Origin of the sequence: Bacillus sp. COPE52, assembly GCF_003355115.1 — a bacterium.
GTDB classification, from domain to species: domain Bacteria; phylum Bacillota; class Bacilli; order Bacillales; family Bacillaceae_G; genus Bacillus_A; species Bacillus_A toyonensis.
The window spans coordinates 3,116,173-3,141,934 of the sequence record NZ_CP031292.1; the positions used below are offsets into that span (position 1 = coordinate 3,116,173).

The 25,762-nt window shown below is 36.4% G+C and carries 23 protein-coding genes and 1 pseudogene; 1 reads left to right on the top strand and 23 read right to left on the bottom strand.

The features are described 5' to 3' along the window. Window positions 1-163 precede the first annotated feature (163 nt). The 15 genes and pseudogenes from DPQ31_RS15565 to DPQ31_RS15635 all read right to left on the bottom strand — a co-directional run bounded on the left by DPQ31_RS15565 (window position 164) and on the right by DPQ31_RS15635 (window position 15,614). Window positions 164-1,159 carry a D-cysteate sulfo-lyase gene (locus DPQ31_RS15565; protein WP_208730623.1) on the bottom strand — a complete coding sequence of 332 codons (996 nt, stop codon included), beginning with the start codon at window positions 1,157-1,159 and terminating at the stop codon, window positions 164-166. 355 nt (window positions 1,160-1,514) lie between these two features. Next, entirely contained in the window at window positions 1,515-2,747 is a 1,233-nt protein-coding gene (locus tag DPQ31_RS15570) for a DUF4073 domain-containing protein (RefSeq protein ID WP_208730624.1), read from the bottom strand. A gap of 197 nt (window positions 2,748-2,944) precedes the next feature. After that, a complete protein-coding gene (locus DPQ31_RS15575; protein ID WP_208730625.1) occupies window positions 2,945-4,486 on the bottom strand; it encodes a serine hydrolase domain-containing protein in 1,542 nt (513 codons plus the stop codon). Between the two features lie 475 nt (window positions 4,487-4,961). Next, entirely contained in the window at window positions 4,962-5,255 is a 294-nt protein-coding gene (locus DPQ31_RS15580) for a hypothetical protein (protein ID WP_208730626.1), read from the bottom strand. A gap of 5 nt (window positions 5,256-5,260) precedes the next feature. Then, entirely contained in the window at window positions 5,261-5,461 is a 201-nt protein-coding gene (locus tag DPQ31_RS15585) for a helix-turn-helix transcriptional regulator (RefSeq protein ID WP_208730627.1), read from the bottom strand. Between the two features lie 337 nt (window positions 5,462-5,798). Next, window positions 5,799-6,944: a hypothetical protein gene (locus DPQ31_RS15590; protein WP_208730628.1), complete on the bottom strand. Its 1,146-nt coding sequence runs from the start codon at window positions 6,942-6,944 to the stop codon at window positions 5,799-5,801. Then, a complete protein-coding gene (locus DPQ31_RS15595) occupies window positions 6,941-8,278 on the bottom strand; it encodes a F390 synthetase-related protein (RefSeq protein WP_208730629.1) in 1,338 nt (445 codons plus the stop codon). The genes DPQ31_RS15590 and DPQ31_RS15595 overlap by 4 nt, the downstream gene beginning before the upstream one ends. Further along, window positions 8,271-9,122 carry an MBL fold metallo-hydrolase gene (locus DPQ31_RS15600; RefSeq protein ID WP_016108768.1) on the bottom strand — a complete coding sequence of 284 codons (852 nt, stop codon included), beginning with the start codon at window positions 9,120-9,122 and terminating at the stop codon, window positions 8,271-8,273. Before DPQ31_RS15600 ends, DPQ31_RS15595 begins: the two co-directional genes overlap by 8 nt. Beyond that, window positions 9,119-10,105 (bottom strand): NAD-dependent epimerase/dehydratase family protein, encoded by a 987-nt coding sequence (locus DPQ31_RS15605; RefSeq protein ID WP_016108769.1) that lies wholly within the window; start codon window positions 10,103-10,105, stop codon window positions 9,119-9,121. The genes DPQ31_RS15600 and DPQ31_RS15605 overlap by 4 nt, the downstream gene beginning before the upstream one ends. Then, a complete protein-coding gene (locus tag DPQ31_RS15610) occupies window positions 10,102-11,265 on the bottom strand; it encodes an ATP-grasp domain-containing protein (protein WP_208730630.1) in 1,164 nt (387 codons plus the stop codon). Before DPQ31_RS15610 ends, DPQ31_RS15605 begins: the two co-directional genes overlap by 4 nt. Beyond that, window positions 11,255-12,244, bottom strand: a complete 990-nt coding sequence (locus tag DPQ31_RS15615; RefSeq protein ID WP_208730631.1) for a beta-ketoacyl-ACP synthase III — start codon at window positions 12,242-12,244, stop codon at window positions 11,255-11,257. The genes DPQ31_RS15610 and DPQ31_RS15615 overlap by 11 nt, the downstream gene beginning before the upstream one ends. Window positions 12,245-12,717: 473 nt before the next feature. Next, a pseudogene (locus tag DPQ31_RS15620) lies at window positions 12,718-12,927 on the bottom strand (hypothetical protein); the annotation flags it as partial. Window positions 12,928-13,018: 91 nt separating this feature from the next. Continuing rightward, window positions 13,019-13,432, bottom strand: a complete 414-nt coding sequence (locus tag DPQ31_RS15625; protein ID WP_016108773.1) for a DUF6892 domain-containing protein — start codon at window positions 13,430-13,432, stop codon at window positions 13,019-13,021. Window positions 13,433-13,605: 173 nt separating this feature from the next. Next, the gene (locus tag DPQ31_RS15630; protein WP_098226772.1) at window positions 13,606-14,364 is read right to left on the bottom strand and encodes a DUF975 family protein; all 759 of its coding nucleotides are present in this window, start codon (window positions 14,362-14,364) and stop codon (window positions 13,606-13,608) included. 365 nt (window positions 14,365-14,729) lie between these two features. Then, complete coding sequence (locus DPQ31_RS15635) at window positions 14,730-15,614, bottom strand: class I SAM-dependent methyltransferase (protein WP_208732099.1); 885 nt, start codon at window positions 15,612-15,614, stop codon at window positions 14,730-14,732. A gap of 73 nt (window positions 15,615-15,687) precedes the next feature. Here DPQ31_RS15635 and DPQ31_RS15640 point away from each other — a divergent pair, with 73 nt between their 5' ends. Then, on the top strand, window positions 15,688-16,203 hold the full coding sequence (locus DPQ31_RS15640; protein ID WP_208730632.1) for a hypothetical protein: 516 nt from the start codon (window positions 15,688-15,690) through the stop codon (window positions 16,201-16,203). 32 nt (window positions 16,204-16,235) lie between these two features. On the opposite strand, the gene DPQ31_RS15645 is transcribed toward DPQ31_RS15640, so the two are convergent. The 8 genes from DPQ31_RS15645 to DPQ31_RS15680 form a co-directional block, all read right to left on the bottom strand. After that, a complete protein-coding gene (locus tag DPQ31_RS15645) occupies window positions 16,236-17,012 on the bottom strand; it encodes an N-acetylmuramoyl-L-alanine amidase (protein WP_208730633.1) in 777 nt (258 codons plus the stop codon). Between the two features lie 47 nt (window positions 17,013-17,059). Then, the gene (locus tag DPQ31_RS15650) at window positions 17,060-17,347 is read right to left on the bottom strand and encodes a hypothetical protein (protein ID WP_208730634.1); all 288 of its coding nucleotides are present in this window, start codon (window positions 17,345-17,347) and stop codon (window positions 17,060-17,062) included. Window positions 17,348-17,418: 71 nt separating this feature from the next. Then, window positions 17,419-19,794 carry a BppU family phage baseplate upper protein gene (locus DPQ31_RS15655; RefSeq protein ID WP_208730635.1) on the bottom strand — a complete coding sequence of 792 codons (2,376 nt, stop codon included), beginning with the start codon at window positions 19,792-19,794 and terminating at the stop codon, window positions 17,419-17,421. 17 nt (window positions 19,795-19,811) lie between these two features. Continuing rightward, on the bottom strand, window positions 19,812-21,734 hold the full coding sequence (locus DPQ31_RS15660) for a phage tail spike protein (RefSeq protein ID WP_208730636.1): 1,923 nt from the start codon (window positions 21,732-21,734) through the stop codon (window positions 19,812-19,814). After that, entirely contained in the window at window positions 21,734-22,495 is a 762-nt protein-coding gene (locus DPQ31_RS15665) for a distal tail protein Dit (protein WP_208730637.1), read from the bottom strand. The genes DPQ31_RS15660 and DPQ31_RS15665 overlap by 1 nt, the downstream gene beginning before the upstream one ends. After that, window positions 22,495-25,014 (bottom strand): phage tail tape measure protein, encoded by a 2,520-nt coding sequence (locus tag DPQ31_RS15670; protein WP_208730638.1) that lies wholly within the window; start codon window positions 25,012-25,014, stop codon window positions 22,495-22,497. The genes DPQ31_RS15665 and DPQ31_RS15670 overlap by 1 nt, the downstream gene beginning before the upstream one ends. After that, complete coding sequence (locus DPQ31_RS15675) at window positions 25,014-25,298, bottom strand: hypothetical protein (RefSeq protein WP_208730639.1); 285 nt, start codon at window positions 25,296-25,298, stop codon at window positions 25,014-25,016. Before DPQ31_RS15675 ends, DPQ31_RS15670 begins: the two co-directional genes overlap by 1 nt. Before the next feature lie 23 nt (window positions 25,299-25,321). Next, complete coding sequence (locus DPQ31_RS15680; RefSeq protein WP_208730640.1) at window positions 25,322-25,735, bottom strand: hypothetical protein; 414 nt, start codon at window positions 25,733-25,735, stop codon at window positions 25,322-25,324. Window positions 25,736-25,762 lie beyond the last annotated feature (27 nt).

Below are 25,762 nucleotides of genomic sequence, written 5' to 3' on the forward strand. Positions count from 1 at the left end.
CATCACGATGATTTTTTAAAGCACCCATCATAAAAAATCTCTCCTTTACCTCTTTTTTATCAGTGTTGACACATAAAAAGAGGTTCAGACACATAAACAGGCTGTGGAGAAGACTTTCTCCACAGCCTGAAAAAAAGCATTGGATACCCAATGCTTTTTACACTTACGCAAATAGAGATGTATTCGCATATAAAGCTGGAGAGCCACCTGAATGTACGAATAAAATGTTATCTTCTTTATTAAATGTACCTTTCCTAATTAAGTCAATGAGTCCCGCCACTGCTTTACCTGTATACACTGGATCAAGTAAAATACCTTCAGTTTTCGCAAGTAACTGAACTGCTTCAACCATTTCTGGTGTTGGTAAAGCGTATCCTGGTCCTACATATTCATCAAAGCATGTAACGGCTTCGCGCGGGATAATGTTTGGGATACCAACGTGAGCTGAAGTTTCAGCTACAAGTTTTGCAACTTTCTCTTCTTGCTCAGCTTTTCCTCTACTTACGTTAATTCCGATTACAGGAATCTGGCTTTGCGTTCCAGAAAAACCAGTAGTTAAACCAGCATGCATACCCGCGCTACCACTTACACAAACAACTGTACTGAAATCAATTCCTTGCTCGAATGATTGCGCCATAATTTCTTGCGCACAAGCAACGTATCCCAGAGCGCCTGTAGGGTTGGATCCACCAACTGGAATTACATATGGTGTACTACCTTTTTCACTTACTTCTTGTGCTACTTTATGCATCTCTTCCATCAGGTCTGCTCCGTTTGGTACAACAATTACATTTTCAGCACCTAATAAGTGATATAAGAAATAGTTTCCATTAAAGTCTCTCTTCTCTTCTGGCTCAAGCCCTTCCTCTAATACAAGGATACATTTCATTTTTTCTTTTACCGCAGCTGCCAGTGTCAGGCGGCAATGATTTGACTGAATACCACCAGCTGTAATTAACGTATCTGCACCCTTTTCCTGTGCATCCGCAACTAGAAACTCTAACTTTCTTGTCTTATTACCACCAGCTGTTAAACCAAGTAAATCATCTCGTTTAAAATAAATAGTCGGCCCACCAAGTACTTCAGAAAAATTGTTTAACTTTTCAATCGGTGTATATGATTCTGTATATTTTTTTCTCGGGAATTTAGCTAAATTCATTGTAACGCTCCTTTTGTACTTCTTTCACAATATATGTAACGATACTATTATTACATGTAAAAATGATGAAGTCATCTTTCTGGGTTAAAAATGTATTAGAATTTCATTTTGATAAGTAAAACCGTATTAATGATTTTAACTTAATTACGGTACATGAAATTTATATCAACGATTTTTTAAATATATCGTTCATTACTTACAATATATCAACGGTTTTTCAAATATATCGATCGTAACTTGCAATATATCAACGATTTTCTTAATATATCGATCTATCGACAAAAAACGACAGACAAGCACCCATTTCTCATCAACAAAAAAAGAGCCCACACATTCAAATGTGGACTCCCTCCAATCACTTATTTACCGAAAAACGAAGTAACTGCGTTAATCCCGGCTCTAAATTCATTTCACCTTTATGACGTACGTATACAGTTTTATCTCCATCAAATTTCGGAGGATTTGCTTTATTATACGTATACCACTCATTCGTTCCTTCTATAGAGTACTCCATGTATTCAGTTGCACCGGCAATTACGTTTTTACTATCATCAGCTGTTACATTTGGTGCCATTTGCGCAACTTTTGAATCACTAACTAATAATTTCTTAATATCCTTATCACGTTTATAATCGTAAGCCGTTACGACAACATCGTTACCGTATGCTTTCACTTGCAGTCCTTGTTTAAATGAATATCCATCAGGAGCAGTTTTCTCTCCACCACTTGGTCCTGCTGACATCCAGCCTGTTTCAATCCCGCCCGTATTTACAACAGTGAAACCTTTTTCATCTCCGCCTTTAATTTTCTTTTTACCAGCCCAGTCAGGTAAGTTTAAATCCCAATGCGTATGACTCGTGAAGAAAACAACTTGCGAATAGTCTTTTAATATATCGTACAATTTATCCACGTTTAAATAATCTTGTAAATATGGTGATTGTCTTGATCCAGATACTGTATCAGGTAAAACGTGATGAGAGAAAATAAAGATTGGCTTATTTTTATCTTTTTGACTATACTCTTCTAAATTTTGTTTAAGCCAACCTAATTGTTCATCACTCATATATACTTCGTCCCACATTTTTGAATCGTGGTATTTCATATATTTTTCAGTTCCTAAAAATAAAAGCGGATAACCGTCTAATTCTTTTTTATGATATACCTTTTCTTGCCCACTGAATTTCAGATAACGGTTAAATAGCGTTTCCTCAGTTACACCATTTGGCCATGTATTTTGAGAAAGTTTCCCATCAGCTGTCCATTTCCCAGCATAAAACTCATGATTCCCAACAGTTGACCATACATTTTCCGGATGTTTATTTTTGTTTAACACACGCTTCACATCATCATATTGTGACTGCTGTCCAGTTGGCGTTTTATCCCCATTCAAAATAAGCGCTCTAGAAAGTGGCGTCACTTTGTTCATATCTTTTAACACGTGATCAAAGTCCCCTAAATCCCCTTGAATATCACTAATAACGTTAAAAGTTGTAGCTGATTTTCGGACTTGCTCTTTCCCTTCCGCATGTGCTGAAAATGTCGGTAATAATGCCGCCATAACAGCTAATGAAGCAACTGTCTTTTTCATACAAATTCTCCCCCTACTAATAGAATGTGCAAACTGACATGTTCTGCTTTCTCTTAGGTGCTTGTCCAATTCATATTATAGGGAGAGATTGTAAAGGCTAATGGAGTGAAAAATTAATTGTTTTTTAAGAGATTTTGTCTTTTCATTGCACTCCACAATTCGAGATTCGCGCCAATCTAGCTTTCTAGCCTTTAACATTACATACATGTAAATTTTGATGTTAAATCTTTTCGTTTCATACGTTGTTTTTTATTACTTTTAATTTTCGGGAAAAATCCACTAATTAATAATGTTATAATCCATACCATTATTAGAATAAAATTTATTGTATTACCGGAATTCAAGCTGAAAACTCTCCACAAATAGGCAGCACAAAATACGAGGATAGCAGTAATAATAAGTAAAAATGTCCTAACTACTAATCCGATGTAGGATCTCTTCTCTTGCTTAAAAATGAAAGTTCTTCTACCTTTGTACAATCTAATCACAAATAGCAGCAAATATAAACCAAGTGTGGCTCCAATAACAATTGATGTAATAGAGTTGTTTTTTTTCTGCTCAGCTAGAGAAAAGTAACTTTCAGGTAATTTTCCCGTTTCATATTCAATCCATGCATAGTAAATATCCTGTCGTAAGTCTATACCGCCTTCACCATTTGTAAGGATTACCAATCCATCCTTTGTATTAGGAATGAAACCATAAAAAGAATGCCAGCCTCGATTGTCACCAGAATGATAAAGTAATTTCCATTGATTAAATAGTTTTTTTTCAAATATACCTAAACCATTCTCCCCTAATACCGGCTTTTGCATTTCCGTAACACGTTCACTTTTGATGACACCATTCCCTTTATTATTTGCATCCATGCTTGCAAGCATCAATGTCATCATATCGGTAACATTTGTCTTAAGACCTGCAGCAGCCTGTTCGGTAAATTGGTAACTAGGGAGCTCCTCTCCAAAATATCCATAAGCTTTCGAAAGGTTATGGTTTTCAGGACGTTGTAAGAATGAACTAGATTTCATTTCTAAAGGTTTCATAATTTGTTCTTCCATATAACGATCAAACGGTATTCCGGTAACCTCTTCAATTACAAGTTGTAAAATTGTATATCCGCCACCAGAGTAAATTGTTTCTGAACCTGGTTTATTGGTAACCTCCACTGGTTCATTAAGCCATCCTTTTCCAGACAGAGATTCCTCAATAGAGTCAAGATGTTTCCCTGGTAAGACCCCGAGGTATCCTTTATGTGCAGACAGCCCTGCTGTATGACTTAACAATCTTCTTATCGTGACTTCATTATTATTAAACTCTGAATTAGGTAATTTCCATTTGGTCAGATATTTTCCAACGGGATCATCTAGTGATAAACGACCTTCATCTACAAGATGCAAGATTCCCCACGCTGTAAGGCTTTTAGATATAGAACCAGCTTGAAACAATGTATCATCACTCACCGCTTTTTTTGTCTTTTTGTCTACATAACCGTAGTTAAGTGTATAAGCAATACGCCCCTCATGTACGATACCTATTGCAACCCCTGGTACCTCATAATTCTCCTGCCATTTTGGTACCTGTTCATCCATCTTTTTTTTGAAATTCTCTATACTTCTATTAGTCAACGTGCCCGATTCTGCCCTCACCACATTTGTAAACCATACTTCATTCGTAATGAATATACAAATCATTAAACATAAAATACTTTTGCATATTATCGATGCTTTTTGCCTATTCTTCATTTGCTTCACCCTATTTTCAGAATATTCTATCCATAAATCAGAGTATCCCATTCTAATATCCCGTTCTATCGATTTTTATTACTTAACCTTACAAAATTGTAATAAAAATCAAAGTTCTACTATTGTCCTTTATCCGAGGGCAATGAAATTCATTAACAAGATTGATATGAAGTTATATGTATTGTTTCAGTTAATCCCCCTAAAATACTAGTTCGGTTAATCAATTGGATATATTCCACACTACAAATATTCATTTTATAAAAAGAAGAACCCACACATTTTGATTAAAATGTTTGGGTTCTTTTGGCTTCCTTAAGTTTTTATGAAAAAGATTAATTATTTTATGCAGTCTGCTTAAGTAAACGTAACTATTCGTTTAACTATATTCCTTCATGTTTAACATAGAGATTTCACTTTTTAAAAAATACATTTTGTTCAATCAGCTAACAGAACAAGATTAAACACTTAACTCGTATTAGTAATTTTTACTGTTTCTGTTGATAAATATAAAAATACTGCCTAACACACTTAATGAAAGTGCAAAATATAATAACAAATCAGGTAGAAATTTCAAAGGAATAATATCAATTAATTGTAAAACAATAATGGAAAGGATACCTAAATATAGAATATTGTACAAAGCATTATTTGTTTTATATAGAATTTCTCTTCCTCTTTCGTCATTTGCTTCATCACTTGATTGAAATTTTATTACATACATCTTACTGATCACTATTAAAACAAATAATAAAATTTTTAATAAAAACATATGTATCACTCCTCTAGATAATCAAATACGTCGGTTAACGGCTTTTCAAATGCATTTGCGATTTTAAAGGCAAGAATTAGAGAAGGGTTATATTTATTCTTTTCAAGAGTAGCGATAGTTTGACGACTAACTCCCACTTTTGTTGCCAGTTCTTCTTGAGTCCAACCTTTTTCTGCTCGACAAACTACAATTTTATTATGTAACAATAGTAACACCTCTTTAGATAATTGTAATTTATTTTTTACAAATTGTAAATTATTTCTTACAATATATTTTTAAAATTAAAAATCCTCATAAAAAAGGACATAAAGATTTCTCTCCATGCCTACTAATCTTCTACTTCTTTACTGTATGTACATAATGGGCTGTTTCAAAAACATAATAAAAAAGAGAACTACTCTTCAAGCACTTCTCTCTTTCATCCAAACGATAAACATAAAATAAATTATAAAAAATATACTATATAAATTCCATAACGTGGGTATTGCAGCTACACTAAAATAAAGAGTTCCTGGTAACAAGCAATCATAAAAGTCTTTTTGTTTAAAAGCGATGTTTTTTTGCCATCGGTTCTATATATGTATTCAATATCCACATTAATACTTTCCATACCTTTTGTTGTCTAGGTGGTAAATGAGCGTTATATACATAACTGTATTCAATCTGCTGTATTGCACCACGATTTCGTTTGAACTCTCCAGCCCCAGCACTACAATGACAAATTAAATCTTTTTCGATAGAATCCATTGTAATAAGGAGGGAAAGTATACGGTATAAACCTTGTTGCTGGTCAGAGTTTGTATGATAGCCAAGGATCGGCGTTGTCATAACTCCATCCCTAATAAAATAAGCAATGACACCATCAATTGTATCCCCTTTTTTTATGGCCTTTATCTCAAATAAACGATGCTGAAGAGCATTCCATAAATAAGCGGGTGTAAACATTGGGTTATGGGCGGAATATTTTTCAATATATAGTTGGTTGTATAGCTGGTAAATTTGTAAAATATCATCTTTTGTTAATTCTTCATTCGTAATGATTTCATAATTGCTTTTCTCTAATAAACTTTTATCATTTAATAAGTCTTTTCGTTTTTTTCTATTCATTTTTTTATAGTGTTTCGGATCAAATAAGTATATAGAACGAGACATAATTTTATTATAACCGACTGTAGCTAGTGCTTCTGTCGTTGCGGGATATAATTTGTTATTTAAAGAGCGAAATAGAATGGTATGCTCTGGAAATTTTCCAACTAATAATTTCGTTATTTGTTCGATTTGTTGTTCGTTGATAGAGTGATAAAGATTTGTTGAAAGCATCCAATTATTTACGACAATGACTTTATTTATATTCGTTCGTCTTAGCCAATTTCCCATAAGATGAATCGGATAGGTTAATAGCTTCTCTAGCCATGGTTTTTTCAACTCCCATAGTTCTTCTAACGCATAAGATACGTAATGCGTATAAGGAGAACATACATATGAATTTTCGAACTCTGCGTTATTAAGAGTAACTGGCAAGATGAGATCATCAATCTCTAATAGAAAGAGCTCCGTGTTAACATTTTTAATAAATGCTGTAACGCCCTTTTGAAAAAGAGGCAGGAAACTATCTCGCACATATGCTCCATCTTTTTTTGATTCCCAATCAATACTATGCAAGGAATGAACATCATGTAACTGAATCATTTATGTTCACCACGTCTTACAAGGCTTTCTATTCTTTTTAATTTTTTATCATATACTTGAATATCGTAATGCGAAAAGAAGAACTGTGGTATCGTACACTTTTTAGTAGACCATAGTGTATGTAATTCTTGCATTACCTTTGATTGACATAATTCGAGATTTTCAGGTAGTGCTTTAAGTTTAATTTCAATTTTGTCTACGCTATGTTGTATTACTTTAAATTCTTGAATATCACTAGATGCAAACAAAATTGCTCTTCTAATGAAATCTGGAAAAATAAATATTTCACTATTATCCAATTCACTTATTCCAATAAATATATCATCGCATCGACCATCAATTCGTTCTAATGCTAAGAAAGGTGAGCCGCAGCTGCACGGCGTTTTTTTCTCAATTAATATGTCATTGAGACGATAGCGTATAATCGGCTGTGTTTTCCTCATGAAATCAGTAATAATGGGAACGAATATCCCCTTCTCTTGATCTAAGTATTCTTTTTCAATATGAACGAGATCTTCATTCATGTGTAATGTCCCCTGCTCGCAGGTGGTAGCAAGAAAACCTTCTGTACATTGGTAAACTTGGTGTACTGTCTGCTTGAAAGTTGCACGAATAAAGTCTCTATCAATATCTTCAAGCACTTCTGCTACAGAGATAATTTTCTTTGGACAAATTGTAATCAGTCCTTCTTGCTGCCAGTAAGCAATTTTTCGTAACATAGACGGAGGTGCAATTAAAATAGATGGCTGTATTTCATTTAATCGCATGATATGCTGCTGAAACGAATCTAGTAAATCAAAAAAATGAAATGAGATTCGCTTATTTTTTGTCGCTTCATATAAATTGCTATTTGCACGTAAGAAAAAAGCAATCGTGTGTTTATGTAGAATGCTAGAAGGAAGCACCTTTCCAATAATCGAGCCAGCCCACAACGTTTGTTCTTCCTCGGAAACGAGAAAAACCCCACGATTTCCACTAGTGCCTGATGATAAACCGACAGTTATATTACGAATGGTTGGTGAGAAATTCCGGGTCTTTTCTGCTTCAAATGCTACATGAAACGCTTCTTCCTTTGAAATATGTACTGTATTTAATGTATCAAAATGTTCCATCATTACTTCTTTATCAATAATCGGGAGTGCAGCCAAATTCCCCTTTTGAATTTCATGTAAAAACGGCGTATATAACTGGCGATAAAAAGGCGACGCCTCTATCGTGAACAAAAGTTGTTTTTCTATTTGTTGTTTATGAAACTGTTCCAACTGTTTACGATTTGAAAATCTCGAGCCATATTTTGTTTTCAAGTATTGCTTGAGAATTCGTAGTTTATTCATAGTACACCCCTGCTTTAATTTTATCCCATGTATGTTCACAATGAGTTGGTACAATTTCAATCTCAGGTGATGTTTGTGATAAATGGTGTAGCTTCTCGATATTCTTTCGGTAAGATTTTGGATCGCTCGTTAAAAGGTTGGCAATCTTACTAGGAAATACAAGGTTTTGATACGTTTTACTTAGCCACACTGCGTCTGCACAAAGAAAGACAATTTTATTACTCTGTAAATGAACGAATAAACCAAATTGTCCCGTTGCGTGTCCTGTTAAATCAACAGCAAATAATGAGCCATCCTCAAATACATCATATCCCTCTTCAAACTTTCCATATGTAGAAGGTAAGTTAAGGGATGGAGTTTGATCAATGAATGACATTCTTTTCTCTAAATCCATCGGCAGTGTATCTTTTAGACACCCTTTTAATAGAGCACCAAATTTACTTCTCTTTTTAATATCCTCATAAGCTTTTGCGAAGGTTAGTATTTTCGCTTTTGGAAAGTCAGGTAAACCAGCAGTATGATCGCCATGAAAATGAGAAAGAATAATATATTTAATTTCTTCTGGCTGAATACCATCAAGAAGAAGTTGCTGTTTAATCGATTGCTCTTCCGTGAAATGAACAGGCGTAAGTTTTGCATATACAGAGTAAGGAAATCTTTTTGTCGCCTCTTTAAAATGTCCTGCATATCCAGTATCAAATAAAATATATCCTAATACTGGATGCTCGAGTAACCCTACTGTAGCAGGAAAGCATATTTGTTTCCAACTGCCCTTGGAGTATGCGATTTTTTCTGGATGTGTGCAATATCCTGTATCATATAGCTTTAAAGATTTGATTTTCATTGTATTTTCCACCAGTCTACAAATTTTGTAATTCCTTCTTCTATACTGATCTTTGGAGCATATCCTAGTTCTTCTTTAGCTTTATCAATATTTAATGTCTGACTTTTTGAAAGGACACTAACAGTATACTTTGTAAGAATAGGTTCTTTTCCGAATAAAATAGTTTTTGAGATTCCTTCTAGTATAGCAGCTAGTGAAAAAGCGGTTTTGTAGGAAATTTTTTTATATTTTACTTCCTTATCAAGACGCTTCATTACATTTTCTATGACCTCATATAAATTTACACGTTCGTCATTTGTTATATTGTACTTTTGACCTAATGTATGTTTTGGGGAATGCATACAAAGAAGTAAAGCATCTACAACATTCTCAACATACGTAATATCAACAAGAACATTTTCAGTACCAATTCTCGGTAAAGCACCCTTTTCACATACTTTAATAAGACGCGGAAGAATCGCGTTATCTCCTGGTCCGAATAAAGCACGCGGACGTATTGTGATAACTGGTAAACCATGCATGAAAGCTTGATCAATAGCTTGTTCAGCCATGTGCTTCGTTGTTGCATAATGATTTACAAATGTAGCAGGAAGTTTCGCGTTTTCTACTACATTTTGTCTCTCATCATAATAGAAATAAATACTTGGTGTTGATACGTGGATCAGGCGTTTTATACCGTACTTTTGACTTCCCTCGATAATATGTTTCGTTCCTAACACATTCGCATTATAAAAATCTTCATATTTGCCCCAAGGGGAAGAAAGTGCGCCGCTATGAAAGATATAATCTTTATCTTTACAAACTTGTAGCACACGATCCCTATCTTCAAGGGGACAATAAACAAACTCGATTCCATTTTGTTCTAATACCTTACCGATTGTTTTATTTCTTCCCGTTGCCGTTACTTCATAGCCCATATTTTTCAGTCGAAAGGCGAGTTTTTGTCCTAGAAAGCCCGTTCCACCAGTTACTAGCATTTTCATAAATCTTCACCATCCCACGATATGTCATATGTTGTTTGCTCTAAAATAGTCCGTTCATTTTTATGACTTTCACGCCATAATTTATACATGCTAAAAAACTGATAAAAAAATGGTTTCCAATCATTGTGACGATAAACGATATCTGGATAAGAGCATAGAACTTTTAACCATCGCTTACGTTTTTGTTTACTTTTTAAATAAGGAAGTCCATATAAAAAAATCGCTAACCGAATTGCGCACTCAGAGTTTGGTCTTGGAATACGTGTATTGTTTACTGTTTCATGAAAGAAAGCCGGCAATATTTCCTCATCGAATAAATGTAATCCACTTGTAGTACGTGGATTACATTCAATCGGAATTGCATCTCCATCCTCTGTAACGATAAAATCAAAAGCAATTTGCCCTGAGAAATTCAGCTCTTTTACAATATGTCTCACAAACTGATCAATTTTAGGATGATTCATATGCTGAAACGCAATGGTAGCACCTAAGCCTGCCGTAAATTCCGTTTTATACGTAGAGTGAGCTAACACTTCCCCAAATTGTGCAATACTGTAGGAACAATGCTGCGTCCCTTGTATAAACTCTTGCATAATATAATTCGACTTATGTATCACGCTTTCTTTTAGAGCATCCTCTTTTGTAATAAATTCCACTTTATCAGAAAACCGGGAGTAAATCGGCTTTAATACAAAAGGAGTATGTGCTGTTGTTTTGTGCATCATTGACCTTATCGCTTCTTCATCATCTATTCTATATGTTGCAGGTACTTGCCACCCTAAATTCGCTACGAACTGAATAAATTCCCACTTATTATGCAGTAGTGAAAGTTTTTGAAAATCATCTACTAATACATGACAAAATGCACTTAATTCCTCTCTATATTTAGATATATAAAATACTTCTTCACAAGTAGGAATAAGCAAATCTACATTGTGACGTTGAATAATGGATAGTAGCGCACGAATACTTTCATTTGTTTTCCACTTTGGAGATGGGATTTCATAAAAGTAATCCGTACTTTTTGAAACTTTACTTAACGGATACGGAATACTATCTGCAACAATAACGGTATGTCCGGCGTTATGAAACAGTCTGCATAAATGCAAAGTTGCTGGTGCACGTGCCCCTGTAATTAATACTGTTTTCTTAGTATTCAAGAAGGATGCCCCCGATAGAAAGTCCTGCAGAAGTACCTAATAATAATATTTTATTTCCGCGTTGCACTTTCTTTTGCTTAATGGCTTCAAAAAGAGCGATTGGAATAGATGCGGAAATCATATTACCGTAGTCTTCAAAAATGGTCATAAAGCGCTCCTCATCTACCCCTAATTTTTTACGAATAAGTCTCATAGCTGGTCCACTTGCTTGGTGAGGAACAATTAAATCAATATCGGCTATAGAATAACCAGTATCCATAAGGAGCTTGTCGATAAACTTCATTAAATACTTAGAAGATAGTTTAAAAATGGCTCTTCCATTCATATCGAACAAGAAGTCTTCTTTTCGTTCCTCACTATACTCCCTAGGATGAATCATCGTTCCACCGCCACGAATTTCTGATAAATGCGCACCAGAGCTATATGTTTCCATATGGGAAGCAATAATAGAAGATGAATGATCGCCTTTTGTTATGACAACAGCTGCCGCACCGTCACCGAATAAAATACTGCTTTCATTTTGTCCCCAATTTAATCCAACAGAAGAAATTTCAGAAGAAATAATAACAACATTTTTGTATCTCCCGCATTCAATTGCGTATGAAATTGTATCAAGTGCTGTTATGAAACTTAAACATGTTGAATTGATATCAAAACATGGAATACCAGAATGCTGTAGCCCGAGCTGTTCTTGAATAAGTGATGCAGTAGAAGGAATCGCCTGTTGAATCGTTCCGCTTCCGCAAATAATACAATCGATATCATCCCAAGTTAACTTCGCATCTTCTACAGCTTTTTTTGCAGCTTCCGCCCCCATATAAGAAGACGTTTCTCCATCAACAAAATATCTTGTTTTCACCCCAGCTTTTTTTAACGTCCAGCCTTCTGGTACGTGTAACATACGATCTACTTCAAGAGAATCTACCTTTCGTTTTGGAAGATAGGTGCCAATGCCTTTTATACTAATATATCTTTTCATTTTCTATCGCCTCTTAATCTTTTTATAAATTTTAAAATTCCGTCATATTTAAATACTGTTGTGGATACATACAGATTTTTTTATAAAATTCTGCTATCCCATTATGTACATATAATCCTACCTCTCTTCAACAAAGAGCCAGTTCTCTACTTGAGAACTGGCTCTTTTTGCATGAGAATTCTTCAAATACATAATCTAGAAAAAACTTTTATATCAATTTAACTATATTATAACAATTATCCGAAAATAATTAATAGTATTTTTTTGTAAATAAAAGTGAATATGTGGTACAAACTTATGTGAGATGATAGTTTATTGAATAGCAAATATAAATATATGGAGCGTATATACATGTAATTTAAACATCTTCTATTTTCTCTTTTGATTCCACAAAAGTTACTGTAATTTAAAACCTAAAGTATGTATCTCCATATCTTTTTTACCTATTTACTATTCTATCGAGATTGAAATATGATACATCCAACATTTGTTTCTAACTCTTTGAATCTATTACCATAATATTTTGTAGCTTTTTCTACCTTTTCTTCTTGAGTCATATTGTCCGTCGCCCCTGTTATATCGCATCCATCTAAATCTATAAAAATGCTATTGAATTTACCTAAAATGCCTAAATCAACAGTTTTACTCCAGTAGCCTTCACCATCATTATCGATTATTATCATAGTATCCTCCATTCTACTTTGTTCGTTGCATAAGAAAAAGTGAGTCTTTCTTAACAAGAATCACTTCCATTATTATACAACTCATCTCTCATTAATCCTCAATTTCAATTCCAGCTTGTTTAAATGGTTCTAATACTTTTGGGTAACACATTGAAATATATTCCACTGTTTTTAGATTTTTTAAATTTTGAAATCCTTCAACAGATATTACATCAAATAAACTGTCTTCACCATCCCAATCTGGCTTTAAGATATGATAAATTTCATTTCCCCCATCAAAGCAAAGGGATTCAATCTTTTCCAAATCACTTGTTTCCAAAATTAACTCTTCTAAAAAATCTCTAATTTCAACAATTGGGCCAGCTCCTGAATACCATTCGAAATTATTCGTATACTTATCTATTAAGTCTTTTAATCCTTTTAAAAATAATGGCTCTTTATCTAATAAAGCTTCAATTACTACTAATTTAAAATTAAAGTCCTGAAACATCTCACTCTTCCCCATTTTAAATTCCTCCAATGTTATAACATCCTTATCCAAATTATTATAAGTAAAACATATCCAATTGCAGCTTCTTTATTTCTTTCAATATCTCACATTAAAAAGGGATATGCTTAATTGCATGTCCACAATCGAGAAAAGATACATTATACATATTTTCTTACTACTTATATTCTTTATATACTTACCTTCGCTTCTCTATCATCCTGTTTCTTAATTAAGTCTAAGTAAAAATGCGAGACAGTTGTGTTGTAATAAGGGGAAATGAATATGAATGATAGATTAAATGTAAATATGCCTATAAATGCAGTTAATAAAAACCAACCAATAAAAGATAACCAAAGAACAAATAACTTGAACTTATGTCCTTTCATTATTCTTTTACTCTCCCTTAATGCTTCACTTGCTGTATAATCCGGATTCTCTATTAAAATGTAATATGCCATTGAATAAGAAAAATATTTAATAATACCTGGAACAATTAATAACAGACTCCATAAAAATAGAAAAATAGCCTGCAATACTCCTAATTTCATTGATCTAAACAAATTGTTCTTCCTAAACCCTACAAATACATCGTCCACCTTAGCATCTTCATTTTTACCTAAGCGTAAGGTGAAAACAGAATACCCATAATTAAAAATACCTTGTATGACACTGTAAATAAAAAAACAAATCAGTCCTATAAAAAAATAACTTAGAATAAGTAAAACTAGTGCTGTTGGATCTACTTGCGGCTGCCCACCAATTGAATAAATAAAGAAAACATCCAAACCAATTACCCCAATAAACAGGCCAAATATTAAATATATAAAACTAGCGATTGCTGATGCACTTAAAGTTGGTACAAAATAGTATAACGCCGATCCCCCTATACTTACTCCCCATTTCCCATCTAACGAATTAAGTGCTGCTTTCTTTAAATTTCTTATCAAACTTACACCCTCCCTTTCCCCATATTTTATCCAATAGAAATTTTACAAATAAAAGAACTTGTAGCAAGCCCAACTACAAGTTCTCTTAGCTAAACATTTTAGCTTATCCAAACAGAATATAATTTCTACACAATCGGGGTTAATTTCTAAAATATGGTTTATTAAAATCATTATATAACATAATTGTGGGTTTTTGTCGAATATTCTGTTTCTTTATATAAATACACCCCACATTCTTCCTGATATTTATTTAGATGTAGTAACTCATGTAGCAATATACCTATCATTATCTTTTTCAATAAATCCCATCCTTTTGTTTTCCACAAAAAAAGACACAGAGATTCCTCCCCATGCCTACTAATTCCTTACTTCTTTATCGCATGCACATAATGTACCGTCTCAAAAGCTTTTAAATAATCGTTTCGTCCTTCAAAATATAATGTATGAATATCATCTGGCGATAAATGCTCATAAATGAGTAAGCCGGCCTTCTCTAACAGTGCTTCCATTTCGGCATAAGAAAAACATGATTTCATCGGTTCTCCGCCTACTGCAGCCATTTTCACCATATTTTCCACTCGATTAGATAATCCTTTTTCCGTAAACAAGTTTTCATCTGAATAATCGAAAACGATAGAACTTCCTTCTGGAACCATCGCAAATAGACATTCTATTAAACTAGAAAGTTCCTCTTTCGTTAAATAGTACGAAACACCTAAAAGGCCAAAGAAAGTCTTTTTATTTTCAAATCCTTCATTCTGTAACTGTTCACTGGAAAATCCTTTCGTGAAGTCCATCGAAACAAAATGAAGGTTGTTTGGAATTTCAAACTCTGCTTCTTTTATTCTTTCCTTCTTAAACTGCTGCGTAGAAGGATGATCTACTTCAAATATTTCTATTTTATTCTCTAACTCTCGGTTTCTAAAGCTGAACGTGTCTAAGCCTGCACCGAGTATGACGTATTGTTTCGCTCCCAATGTAATTTCATGTAGTAATACTCTTTCACAATATGCCGCACGCGCTAAAGGTGTTGGTGATAATTGAACTTGCGTAATCCATTTTAATATTTCTTTCGGATTATCTTGAAACTGCTCTGCAATGTCTGTATTGAAAAAATGTATTCCTTGAACCATGTTCGTTTCAATGTCGTTACGTTCTTTTTGTGAAATGAACTCTTTAGCTACATAATCATCAAAGATTTTCGGACTATCAAATTCACTAGTATATGTTTTATTAACCCAAAAATATATTCATACGTTCGTTGCGTGTTCGGTTTTCTCCTGGTAAGATAAACCATGTATAAACAACTAGGAGGAACATGCATTGAAGAAACTATTACTATTCATGACTATCATACTATCTTTAGGGCTTGCGGCTTGCGGTTCAAAAGATGTTGAGGTTAAACAAGAAACTAAAGAACCGTCAGAACTTGAACAAATAAAAAAACAAATGAATGACCATAGAGAAGAGATCCCAAAAGAAGAAACTAAAAAAGAAGTTAAACAAGAAACGTTTGTAATTTCGGATGAAGCAAAAAAAATGGCGATAGAACAAGTTACAAGTAACCCTTTAGTCAAAGACGCTCACATTGAAGTCAAAGGAAAAGAAGTTACTATGTCCGTTATCGTTAACGATGCAGTAACAAAAGAATCGGCAAAACAAATTGGTGATAACTTCGTAAGAAATTTAGGTGGGTTTGCAGGTGGCAAGGGTCCAGAAAAGAATTATTACGGAGAAGTTTTTGATAACTATGATTTAAGGGGCGTTGTAGGTACTAGCGCTGATAACGTAATTATTCACGGATATAAAGCAACTAGTAGTAATAGAATTAATTGGTAACAAAAAAGCCCTTCGCAATGAAGGGCTTTTGTTTATTTAAATGTTCCCCAGTAGTTAACGCGTCGTCCGTTAGCACTCTCTCCAGTAGCTAAGTAACCGTAAGTCCCGCCCGCTCGTGGTTGTCTAATCCATACGTGACCGTTTTGGTCAATTCTATAAGCGTCGTAATTAACAGTTTCTCCACTAGCAAGAACCGCAATCACGCTTGATGATGTGTTTGCTCCAGTTCTAAGTTTAATAGATGTATTTAGAACAAAAGAGCCGCGCTCCGATTTCCATGATCCCTGTGGAGTTGGTTGTGGAGTCGGTTGTGGTTTTGGTGGTTCAATATTAGTTCCGTTAACTAGCATTTGTTTGAACCATTGCACGCGCCCTTCTCTAATCATTCGTGACGGACAGTTTTTCCCGTTTCGTTCATTGTGGGTTTTCACTTTTTCGATTGGAATATTGAACTGTTTCATCAATTGGCGAATAACAATAATAGCGTTTTGTACCGCTTTTTCATATCGTGCGCCGCCAGATTTATTATAACAAATTTCTATACCGATAGAATGACGGTTTCCGCGTCCGTTGGTGCCGTCTCCTGCATGCCAGGCATTTCGATAGAAAGGTATTAACTGAATAGCTTCTTTGTCGTCTATCGCAATATGAAAGCTAGTCCCAGTGGAGTTGTTAGCCACGTTATTTCGTTCATTAATAGCGGGCGCGTCATTATCAGTTTCGTGAAAAGTTATTTCCGTGGGCGTCATAGGGTTCGGGCAAAGAGCGCCCCAACGGTGTTCTGGTACAATCATTTGTTTGATTTCCATATAAAAAACCTCCAATTAAGTTAAATAGAAATGGATAGAGTCGCAAATTAATGCGTTTCTACCCGTTCCTCTGTATTTACTTTCATTTTTAAAATAGCCTTGATTTCACTTACATCGCGTAAAGATTCCGCTTGTTGCTTCATAATCTCCTGGTTGTCGCGGATAACGCCTTGATACCCGTGTTCCCGCTCAACGCCTCTTTCGATCTCTTTCTCTAACTTTTCCTCGCGGTACTCATTTCGCTTTAATACATATCTAAATAACCAAGCGAAACCGCCGATACACAAGCCGACTACGCCGCCGCTAGTTAATTGCTCTAAAATGAAGCTTTCCATTATTATCAGTCCTTTCAGATTAATAATAACACTACCATTAGTTATCTATCTATATTATAAAACGTATCTTTTTAAACCATTTTTATAGTTACACGCGTTTCATAGTGAGTCGATGCGGCATTGTCATTGTTTTTATACATGATTCTGAATCTCGTATCTTTTTCGAACCACCAGGTCATTTTTCCGTATAATCGCGCGTATCTGTTTTCATATCCATTCGCGAATGAATCTAGTTCCGTTGTCAAAACAACCGAGTTATCCGAATCACGTATGAAATCTATAGCAATAGTATGTTCTGCCGCCGCTCCTTTACAAAGCGTTGAAAGAAATACGTCCATATCATACATACCGTCGGCAGTGGTTTTATAATAAGTTCCGTCGTATGTTACAGGTACTTTCCCTTGAGTCCATTTTGGTTCTCTGTCATGTTTTACAACATTGTTTCCTGGGTTGTAATTAAAGTCGCTTCTATAATACCACATTGAAGTAGGAACGCCGCCACCGCCACCTTCTCCAGAAAGTTTTGCTTGCGTGGAATCTGGTTCGCATACAATAGGCGTTCCGTCAGCCCAGTTGTGTACAAATAGGTAGCCCCAGTCTGGAGCGACTTGAGTTGTTACAAGTCTACCTTGATAAGTACAACCGCCCTCTGATTCATATTCCCATGTGTCCATTTGATTTGAAGGGATTGCGCCAGGATATTTCGCGTTAATGATTTCCGCTAGTGATCGTTTTGAATATCTGAAGACGTTCTGAATTTTACCTGTGTTGTTAATAGCCGTTAAATGCGGATGACCTTTCCACTCACCTTGACACAAGAATGTATAACCGCCTAATTGTGCTACACCTTGCGTTTTTTCTGGTTTGTTAGATGTAGTTTCAAAATTCTTTTCGCCTAGTAATTTTGGTTGACCGTTCTTTACACTAAGCCAATCATAAATATACATACCTGTAATATCTGTGCCTTGTGGGTTTTCTTTCACTGTAATCATTCTGTCCCCATCTTGTACGGCGATTGTGCGACGCCCTTGCAACTGGAATGGTCCCGCCGTTGTTCCTGCATCAAAGTTTAGAACATGATACTTAGAATCACTTGTAAGACGAATAAGGAAATGTAATTGATTACTAGAGTTGTACCAGTAAGGCAATGACTCTGTATAAGAGTTTTGTGGAGTAGTAAACGTCCGTTGCCCTTTTGAATTAGACTTGAAATCGAAAATTTCAACCCGCAACTTAGTTCCGTTACCATCTACATAAGCAACATATACTTCCTCTTTGTTGTCATTGACGTTAACGCCTTGTAACCACATATCCACGCCACTGATATTTTGTTTCGTAGGAACGCGTGTTAAAACTTTAGCGTTATTTAAATGAGTCATTGGATCAGGTGCGATTTTTTTTAAGTTACCGCCGCCACCTTCTGCCCACGGATTCCAATTGCCGCCAGTTTTGTTACGTTCCCATTTCATAGGTTCTTTCGTTGTAAACGTAGTCACCGTTTGTGTTACATAGTCACTTGTGTGGACTTTTACCTCTACGAATAACCAACCAGTAACAGGAGCGTTTTTTGCGTCAAAAACTTGATAAATACCACCATTAAGAAGTGTGTCTAAATCCGTACCGTTAGCCGTTGTTTTTGGTCTTCCGTCCGTGCCTACCCAGTCTTTGTATATCTCTGTTTTCTTTAGTAGATTTGAATTAGCATTTACATTGAATTCTTTCTTAGCAGGATCATAAACGAAAACGTTAAAGTTTTGGTTTTGTCTATCTTCAGCGAAAAACATTCCGCTATTAGCGAACGATAACGAAAACAACGCTTTAGCGCCGTCATATGAAGTTATTCTTTTCAGCGTTTTAGTTGAATCAAAATTTAAATCTCCCGTCATGGTGTCTCCATTACGTTTAACAAAGTCAACTTTACCAATTGCCTCTTCAATTTCTTTGATTCTCTTCATGATTTCTTCAACGTCGATTTCTTCAGCCGCTTCTTCAATTTCTTTGATAAGTTTTTCTAATTCGGTCAAATAGTGTTCTTTTACGCCACTAGCGCAAGTTAAGGCGTCAGAAATAACTTTATATCTAAAATCTTTCGTTGTAACGCGGTCCACTTTACTTTGTAGTGAAGGGTCATCTTTCTCGAATGCAAAGTAACTTTTTACGACATTACCATGAGCGGAAAGGGCTTCTTTAATGAATGTATAACTAAATTTACCTTTAGCGGCGTCAAGAACCTTGATGTTATTAAAATCGCCTTTATCGCGAATGTAAGTACCGTCAGCTAGTAAGCTTTCGAATACAATTCGCCACCCTGCTAAATTAAACGGCTTGTTACGGTTTGTAACTGTTACGTTTAATGTATTTGTGTCAGTATCGTCTTTTCTAATCTCGATTTTTTCATGATGTTTGATGTTAATTAAATCTAAATTTATATCAAAAAGTCTAATCATTTCTATCTTCCTTTCAATTAACCTTCTAGCCAAGCCCTGATTTTTCTTAAAAAGGCTCTTTTTTCTCCGCCGCCTACGCTTCCAACCGATAAAATGAACGATTTCATTTTCCCATCTGGTACACCTAAATCAACGGTTAACGTAACACCCGCGTTTGCTTCATTTCCGCCTTGACCGTTAGTGAATTCCCTTTGTGCTACCACTACAGAACCCGTACCACCGCGAATTTCCGCAATCTCAACTCTTCCTCGTCCGCCTTCATCTACGAAAAACCCAAGATGCATTTTAAAATATCTCGCTTGATGTCTAATTGTATAAACGTTACATTCTCGCGGAATTGTTGTAGTAGTGGTCCACCACCAACCATTAACTTTAACGCCTTCACCAATATACATAGGTTCGTGGGCGTCTACAGTTAAATCAAACGCCGCCATACCGTCGCTTATAACTTCATATCCGTCGGGACGAACAATAGATATAGCACCTTTGTTTATTTGCATCTTATCGTTTGACAAGTCAATGACCATGTTTCCTTTTGAACCTTTGATAACTCCCGCTTTCAGTAGTGAAGTATCTAACGTGCCAGATTTAATAAAATCAGCAATGAAAACACCGTCAACAGTCCAAGCCGTTTCAAATTTTCCATTGATCCCATTTTTGGAAAAACCAATGCCCTCTTTATTCATTCTTAGAACTTGTTTAGAGGTGTTCACGTTATCAGTGTCCATGATAAAAATTTCTTGCGGATTCTCACGAGGGTGAAGAACAACATGACCGCCATCATTACCCGTAATCTTGTCCGTTACCATATCAACTACTTGTTTCCAACTAGACCTATCATCGTCAACTCTTTCTATAAGGTTTGATGAATCTTTGTTGGATTCCGTTGTCATACTAGTTTTATAGTCCCCTGCTTCAATGTGTTCATACAATTCATTGATAGGGTCATAAACCGTTTTAATAACTCGTGCGGAAAGGTCCGCCGTAATTTCTGGGTGACTCGCGTGTATTCTATCGCCAATGTGTAGGCGTTCGATTCCTGCTAGTTCTTCGTTTCCTTCAACTTGCCACAACTGAATGAATTCGATTTTGAGATTTACTTTTGGAATATCGGTCCCGTTTCGAACAAAGTAGCCTTTAGCCTTATTTCTCAATTCTGATTCACTTTCAACCCCGTCTATTTCAACAATCTTGACTCTTGGTTCTGGGTAATCATTAACATGAGGACTATCAATATATTTTTCTGTTAACTCAATGTATGATTCATCTTTTGAGTTCTCATCATTTCGTTTAGCATAAGGAATAATTCTCGTGTAGACCTCGTCCGTGTTTATAGAAACACTAATACCAGTTAAATTTTTCCCTGCTTCTATGTAGATGTTTGTATCATCGCCGCGTCGCTTGTTGTATCTTACGTGCCAGTGGTCACGGGTTATTTCCCCGCCGTATACATCTAATAAAGAACCTCTTGAGCCTTGCAAAATATCAATCAAGTTTTTGAATCTAACTTCAAACGTCGATACCGTTTCCATATCCGTCGAGAATCTAAAGGGATGCCCTTTAGGTTCTAACGCTCCGTTAACTAATTCTAACGACGCCGCAATTGACCTACTAGCCTTCGTTACTTCAGAAACCGCATAACGCTTAGAATCAAAACTAACGTGTCTGGCGCGTATGAATATAGAATAGTCGTCATCTTTTTCAACGTTGTATATTCTAAACGGTTGCCCTTTGTCGGTATCATTTGCTTTTGCGAACAATATTTGTTCTTCCTCTGGAATGAGTTGCAGTAGATTTTCGTCTTCTAGTACAATATCAACCTCTAACTCAAACGATCCATTGGCTTCTTCAGTTACGGACGCCTTTTCTATATTAGTCAAGACGCCCAAACCTAAATTATTAAAATTACGTTCGCTACTCTTATGTAATGTGATATCCATTATCTAGACCTCCAACGCGGGACAATTTCAACTTTAGTAATAGAACCAGTCCAAGAAACGTTGTTTTCTCCTTCTTCAAAGTAAGGGAAGTTTCTGTTTACCGCTTTTTCACTTCTATTTGAAATCACGCCGTTTTCTTTCTTGTAAACTATCTTTAGTTGGCTATCTATTTCAATCCAACCGTCAACACCTTTGTAGTTATATGACCTATTGTTTATATGAAGCGTCATATCTCCATTTCCAGTGATTTTAATGTATGGTAATGCTTTTACACTAAATTCGTTTATTAACGTGTCTGAAGACGTCAATTCCGCGCTCATAAAGCTATACGGTGTAAATATCTCTGGTTTCAAGTCAAACTCTATAGAAACTTGCGCTATTTGCGGGCTAATCATAACCGCTTGAACTTCACTCGAATGAGACGCCATATAAACCGACTCTTCGTCATAAGAAAATATTAATTCCTGGTACTTCGCCGTTTTATTCAGCCAGTTTCTAAGAACTTTCACTTTTGCCGCTAGTTCCCTATAATCGCTAACTATCATGAATCCATCTATTTTTCTTGTAAAGTTGTTATAACGCTTCTGGTCAATAATGAGGTCGCCGTCTTGACCTAACACCTTTACTTTTTTGACTTCCCTTGAAGGAGCGGAGAAGTCCCGCTCACCTACGGAAACGAGTCCGTAGTCAGAACTTAACTCCCCACCTAAAGAAAAGTGATCATTTTTTTCTAAACATAATTGTGTATAAGAACACACCATTATTGTCTCACCTCTCTGACTTTCAATCCGCCTAATACCTGGTTCATATCATCGGCAATAGCGCGGGCGAACCTTTTTCCGTTCACTTCAATAATAAACGTTGGTGGTTCTTTTTCGATAACTTCAGGTTGTTGCATTTTCATGTTCTCACTGATTTTATCCCCAATCATTCCAAGAACGCCTTTTTCTAGTGGTAACACCGCTTCATCATACTTTTTAGCGTCACCTATTTTAATCATTCGTTCGTTGTTCGGTTTGAATAAACCGCCATTTTCGAACCCGTTGACACTTGACGCCGCAACTGCTCCGCCGCCAGACCCTTGAACGTTATTAACTGGCGCTGAAAAACTAAGACCAACAAAACCGCCAAGCGCCTTTGCTCCGTCTCCGATTTTACCGATGAATCCCGCGACTTTATCAACCGCGCCACCAATCCAACCGACTACCTTATCAACCGTTTTCCATGCCGCCTCGAACGGTGCGCCTATTAACGCCGCTACAGGAGCGAAAATATTACCGATAGCAGAAACGAACCCCTGGAATAGTGAACCTATTCCATTTACGAAACCTTGCGCTAGCGAAACGATGTTATCCCAGGTAGAAGAGAAGAAGTCTTTTATAGAACTCCACGCCCCAGACCAATTGCCAGTAATAACATTTAGGACTACGGAAATAACCGTTGAAATAACATTCATTGTTTGAGAGATTAATGGACCTATAATACCCATCGTTGCAGAAATAACCGCCCCAAAAATAGCCATTGCCGCACGCGTTACGCTAGTAACAACATTCCACACAACCGTAGTAATTGTTTTGATTGGCTCCATGTTGTTTTTCCAGAAATTAGAAATGATTGTGGATGCGGAACCTACAAAACTAGCTAATGCAGATAGGATAGGTTGCACAAATGGAAGGATAGCGCCCCAGACCGCCGTTGTTGCCGACATAATAAGACCCCAGGCGTGTACTACCAATTGAGCCGCGACTCCTATCATTGTTCCGATAATGTTCGCTAAATTCGAAATAACAACACCAATAGATTGTGCAATGCTAGTAATTTGCGCTTGCGCTTCTGGTGTAATGCCTAGCTTATCCATAATTTTTGAAGCTTCGCCCCAGTCTCCAGAAACTAAAGCTTTCAATAAATTAATTCCGTTTTGTATGTTATAGATAACACTCATTGCCATTTCTTGCGCTTCTGGTGATAGCCCCATTGACGTCATAAGGTCAACCGCCGCAATTCCCGCTTCACCGTCTCCGCTTGCCGTTTTCCACATCAGCTTAATAGCTTCCGTCATGTTTTGGATCCCTTGAATATAAGAATCCATAGGGATAATAGCTTGAATGAAACTGTCAATACCAGAAACCGCCGCAGTTGCTCCCGCTAAAATTCCGTATAGGGCGGGTGCTAATATTCCGAATATCGTGATTGCCAAACCTTCGACCTTCGATGTAAAGCCGTCCCACGCTCCTATTAAGTTATCATTCATAGTGTCAGCCATTTCTTTTGCTTTACCATTAGATTTTTCTAGAGCGGTTGTATTTTCTTCTAAAGTCGTACTACCTTTCTTTATTAGTGCCGCCCAGTTCTTGAACGCTTCAGCGCCGAAAATGGTTTGTAGGGTTGCCGTTTTTTGTTTCTCCGACATTCCGCCCATTCCTTTTTCTAGTTCGCCTATGATTGCGGGCAATGGTTTAATTTTCCCTTGTTGGTCAAAGAAAGATATATTCATTGCATCAATAGCCTTTTGCGCTTCTTTAGATGGCTTTGCTAAACGTCCTAAAGATGACGCGAATGCTTGACCCGCTACAGAACCTTGTAAACCTACGTCAGCCATTGCCATCATTGCCGCCGTTGTCTCTTCCATCGAGAAACCAACAGTCGATGCAGTACCAGACGCATACTTCATGGCTTCACCAAGTTGCTCAACGTTTGTATTAGAGTTTGACGACGCATAGGCTAGTACGTCCGCCGCGTGACCCGCTTGAGATGCTTCTAAGCCAAACCCCGCCATAATGTTACTTGCTATATCAGCCGCGCGCCCTAAATCTAAATTACCTGCCGCCGCTAGGTTTAACATACCAGGCATAGCCGCCATAATATCATTTGTTTTGAAACCCGCCATACCTAAGAACGCCATACCTTCAGCCGCTTGCGATGCACTGAATTTAGTTTCAGCACCAAGTTGTTTTGCCTGGGCAGTCATTTGCGCCATTTGTGCATCAGTAGCGCCCGTCATTGCTTTAACGCTTGATAATTGCTTTTCAAAGTTAGCGCCCGCAGAGATCGTTCCAACTAAAGCGGCGCCTACGCCGACAGTTACACCCGCAACCCCCAACATAGACGCCCCCATGCCCATCGCCGCTGCTCCAGTAGCGCCGAACATATTACCAGTATTACTAAAACCTTTATTGATATTATTACTTGCTCGTTGCCCTTGTTGTTCAGCCCTGCTAAGACCTTGACGATATTCATTGTCCCTTAGTCCTAGCGTTCCAAATATCTTAAATACTTCCATTACTTCACCCCGCTCTTATTAGGTGGGGGCATTAACCTTTTCGCTTCATTCATAATCTCTTCTGCTGAAAGGTTTTCTAATTTCTCTGTTTTTTGTTCGTCACCTTTATAGCCTGTATTGGAAAGATACTCGCTGAATGACATTTCGTTAAACGGATTGTTTATATACGCTTCCCAACGCATTTTTAATTCAATCGCGGGAAGCGTGGCTTTACCATATAAATTAACTAAAACGAACCAGGGCATATTTAAAACATATTCTAGCGAACCGTAACGCGCCGCCATTTCGTCAACTAATCTATAGATAGTTAGTTCAGACTCGTCACGGCTTTCGAAAAAGCTTCAAAACCTCCAACTTTCTTGAACGCTTCAAATAGAGAGTCGAAATCATCAGAATTGATTTTCTTTAAATCTTCTGGACTAACTCCAGTCATATTGGACCATAAAGCAAACATTTCGTCTGATTCAGTAGCAATGATAGTTAACATTTTGTTTGTTACTTCAGCCGCAACCTTTAAAGACATTTCACGTTCTTTTCGTGTCCATTTTTCAGGGTCTTTACCTGCTAACTTTTGTTGCATTTCAGCGACTTCCAGGTTCATACTTCCCATAAAATTTTGACGTCCCGCAATACCCGCGATTCGTAGGCGGTCAAGTGCTGAAATACCTTTCATTTCGTGTTCTTTTCCGTTAATAGTGAAATACGCTTCAAATTTACTCATTTTAAATTACCTCGTTTCGTTTAGTTG

Excerpts from the sequence above, each read along its gene's own strand:
- DPQ31_RS15565 (WP_208730623.1), bottom strand. The coding sequence starts at position 1,159 with ATGAATTTAGCTAAATTCCCGAGAAAAAAATATACAGAATCATATACA.
- DPQ31_RS15570 (WP_208730624.1), bottom strand. The coding sequence starts at position 2,747 with ATGAAAAAGACAGTTGCTTCATTAGCTGTTATGGCGGCATTATTACCG.
- DPQ31_RS15575 (WP_208730625.1), bottom strand. The coding sequence starts at position 4,486 with ATGAAGAATAGGCAAAAAGCATCGATAATATGCAAAAGTATTTTATGT.
- DPQ31_RS15580 (WP_208730626.1), bottom strand. The coding sequence starts at position 5,255 with ATGTTTTTATTAAAAATTTTATTATTTGTTTTAATAGTGATCAGTAAG.
- DPQ31_RS15590 (WP_208730628.1), bottom strand. The coding sequence starts at position 6,944 with ATGATTCAGTTACATGATGTTCATTCCTTGCATAGTATTGATTGGGAA.
- DPQ31_RS15595 (WP_208730629.1), bottom strand. The coding sequence starts at position 8,278 with ATGAATAAACTACGAATTCTCAAGCAATACTTGAAAACAAAATATGGC.
- DPQ31_RS15600 (WP_016108768.1), bottom strand. The coding sequence starts at position 9,122 with ATGAAAATCAAATCTTTAAAGCTATATGATACAGGATATTGCACACAT.
- DPQ31_RS15605 (WP_016108769.1), bottom strand. The coding sequence starts at position 10,105 with ATGAAAATGCTAGTAACTGGTGGAACGGGCTTTCTAGGACAAAAACTC.
- DPQ31_RS15615 (WP_208730631.1), bottom strand. The coding sequence starts at position 12,244 with ATGAAAAGATATATTAGTATAAAAGGCATTGGCACCTATCTTCCAAAA.
- DPQ31_RS15625 (WP_016108773.1), bottom strand. The coding sequence starts at position 13,432 with ATGGGGAAGAGTGAGATGTTTCAGGACTTTAATTTTAAATTAGTAGTA.
- DPQ31_RS15645 (WP_208730633.1), bottom strand. The coding sequence starts at position 17,012 with ATGGAAATCAAACAAATGATTGTACCAGAACACCGTTGGGGCGCTCTT.
- DPQ31_RS15650 (WP_208730634.1), bottom strand. The coding sequence starts at position 17,347 with ATGGAAAGCTTCATTTTAGAGCAATTAACTAGCGGCGGCGTAGTCGGC.
- DPQ31_RS15655 (WP_208730635.1), bottom strand. The coding sequence starts at position 19,794 with ATGATTAGACTTTTTGATATAAATTTAGATTTAATTAACATCAAACAT.
- DPQ31_RS15660 (WP_208730636.1), bottom strand. The coding sequence starts at position 21,734 with ATGGATATCACATTACATAAGAGTAGCGAACGTAATTTTAATAATTTA.
- DPQ31_RS15665 (WP_208730637.1), bottom strand. The coding sequence starts at position 22,495 with ATGGTGTGTTCTTATACACAATTATGTTTAGAAAAAAATGATCACTTT.
- DPQ31_RS15670 (WP_208730638.1), bottom strand. The coding sequence starts at position 25,014 with ATGGAAGTATTTAAGATATTTGGAACGCTAGGACTAAGGGACAATGAA.
- DPQ31_RS15675 (WP_208730639.1), bottom strand. The coding sequence starts at position 25,298 with ATGGCGGCGCGTTACGGTTCGCTAGAATATGTTTTAAATATGCCCTGG.
- DPQ31_RS15680 (WP_208730640.1), bottom strand. The coding sequence starts at position 25,735 with ATGAGTAAATTTGAAGCGTATTTCACTATTAACGGAAAAGAACACGAA.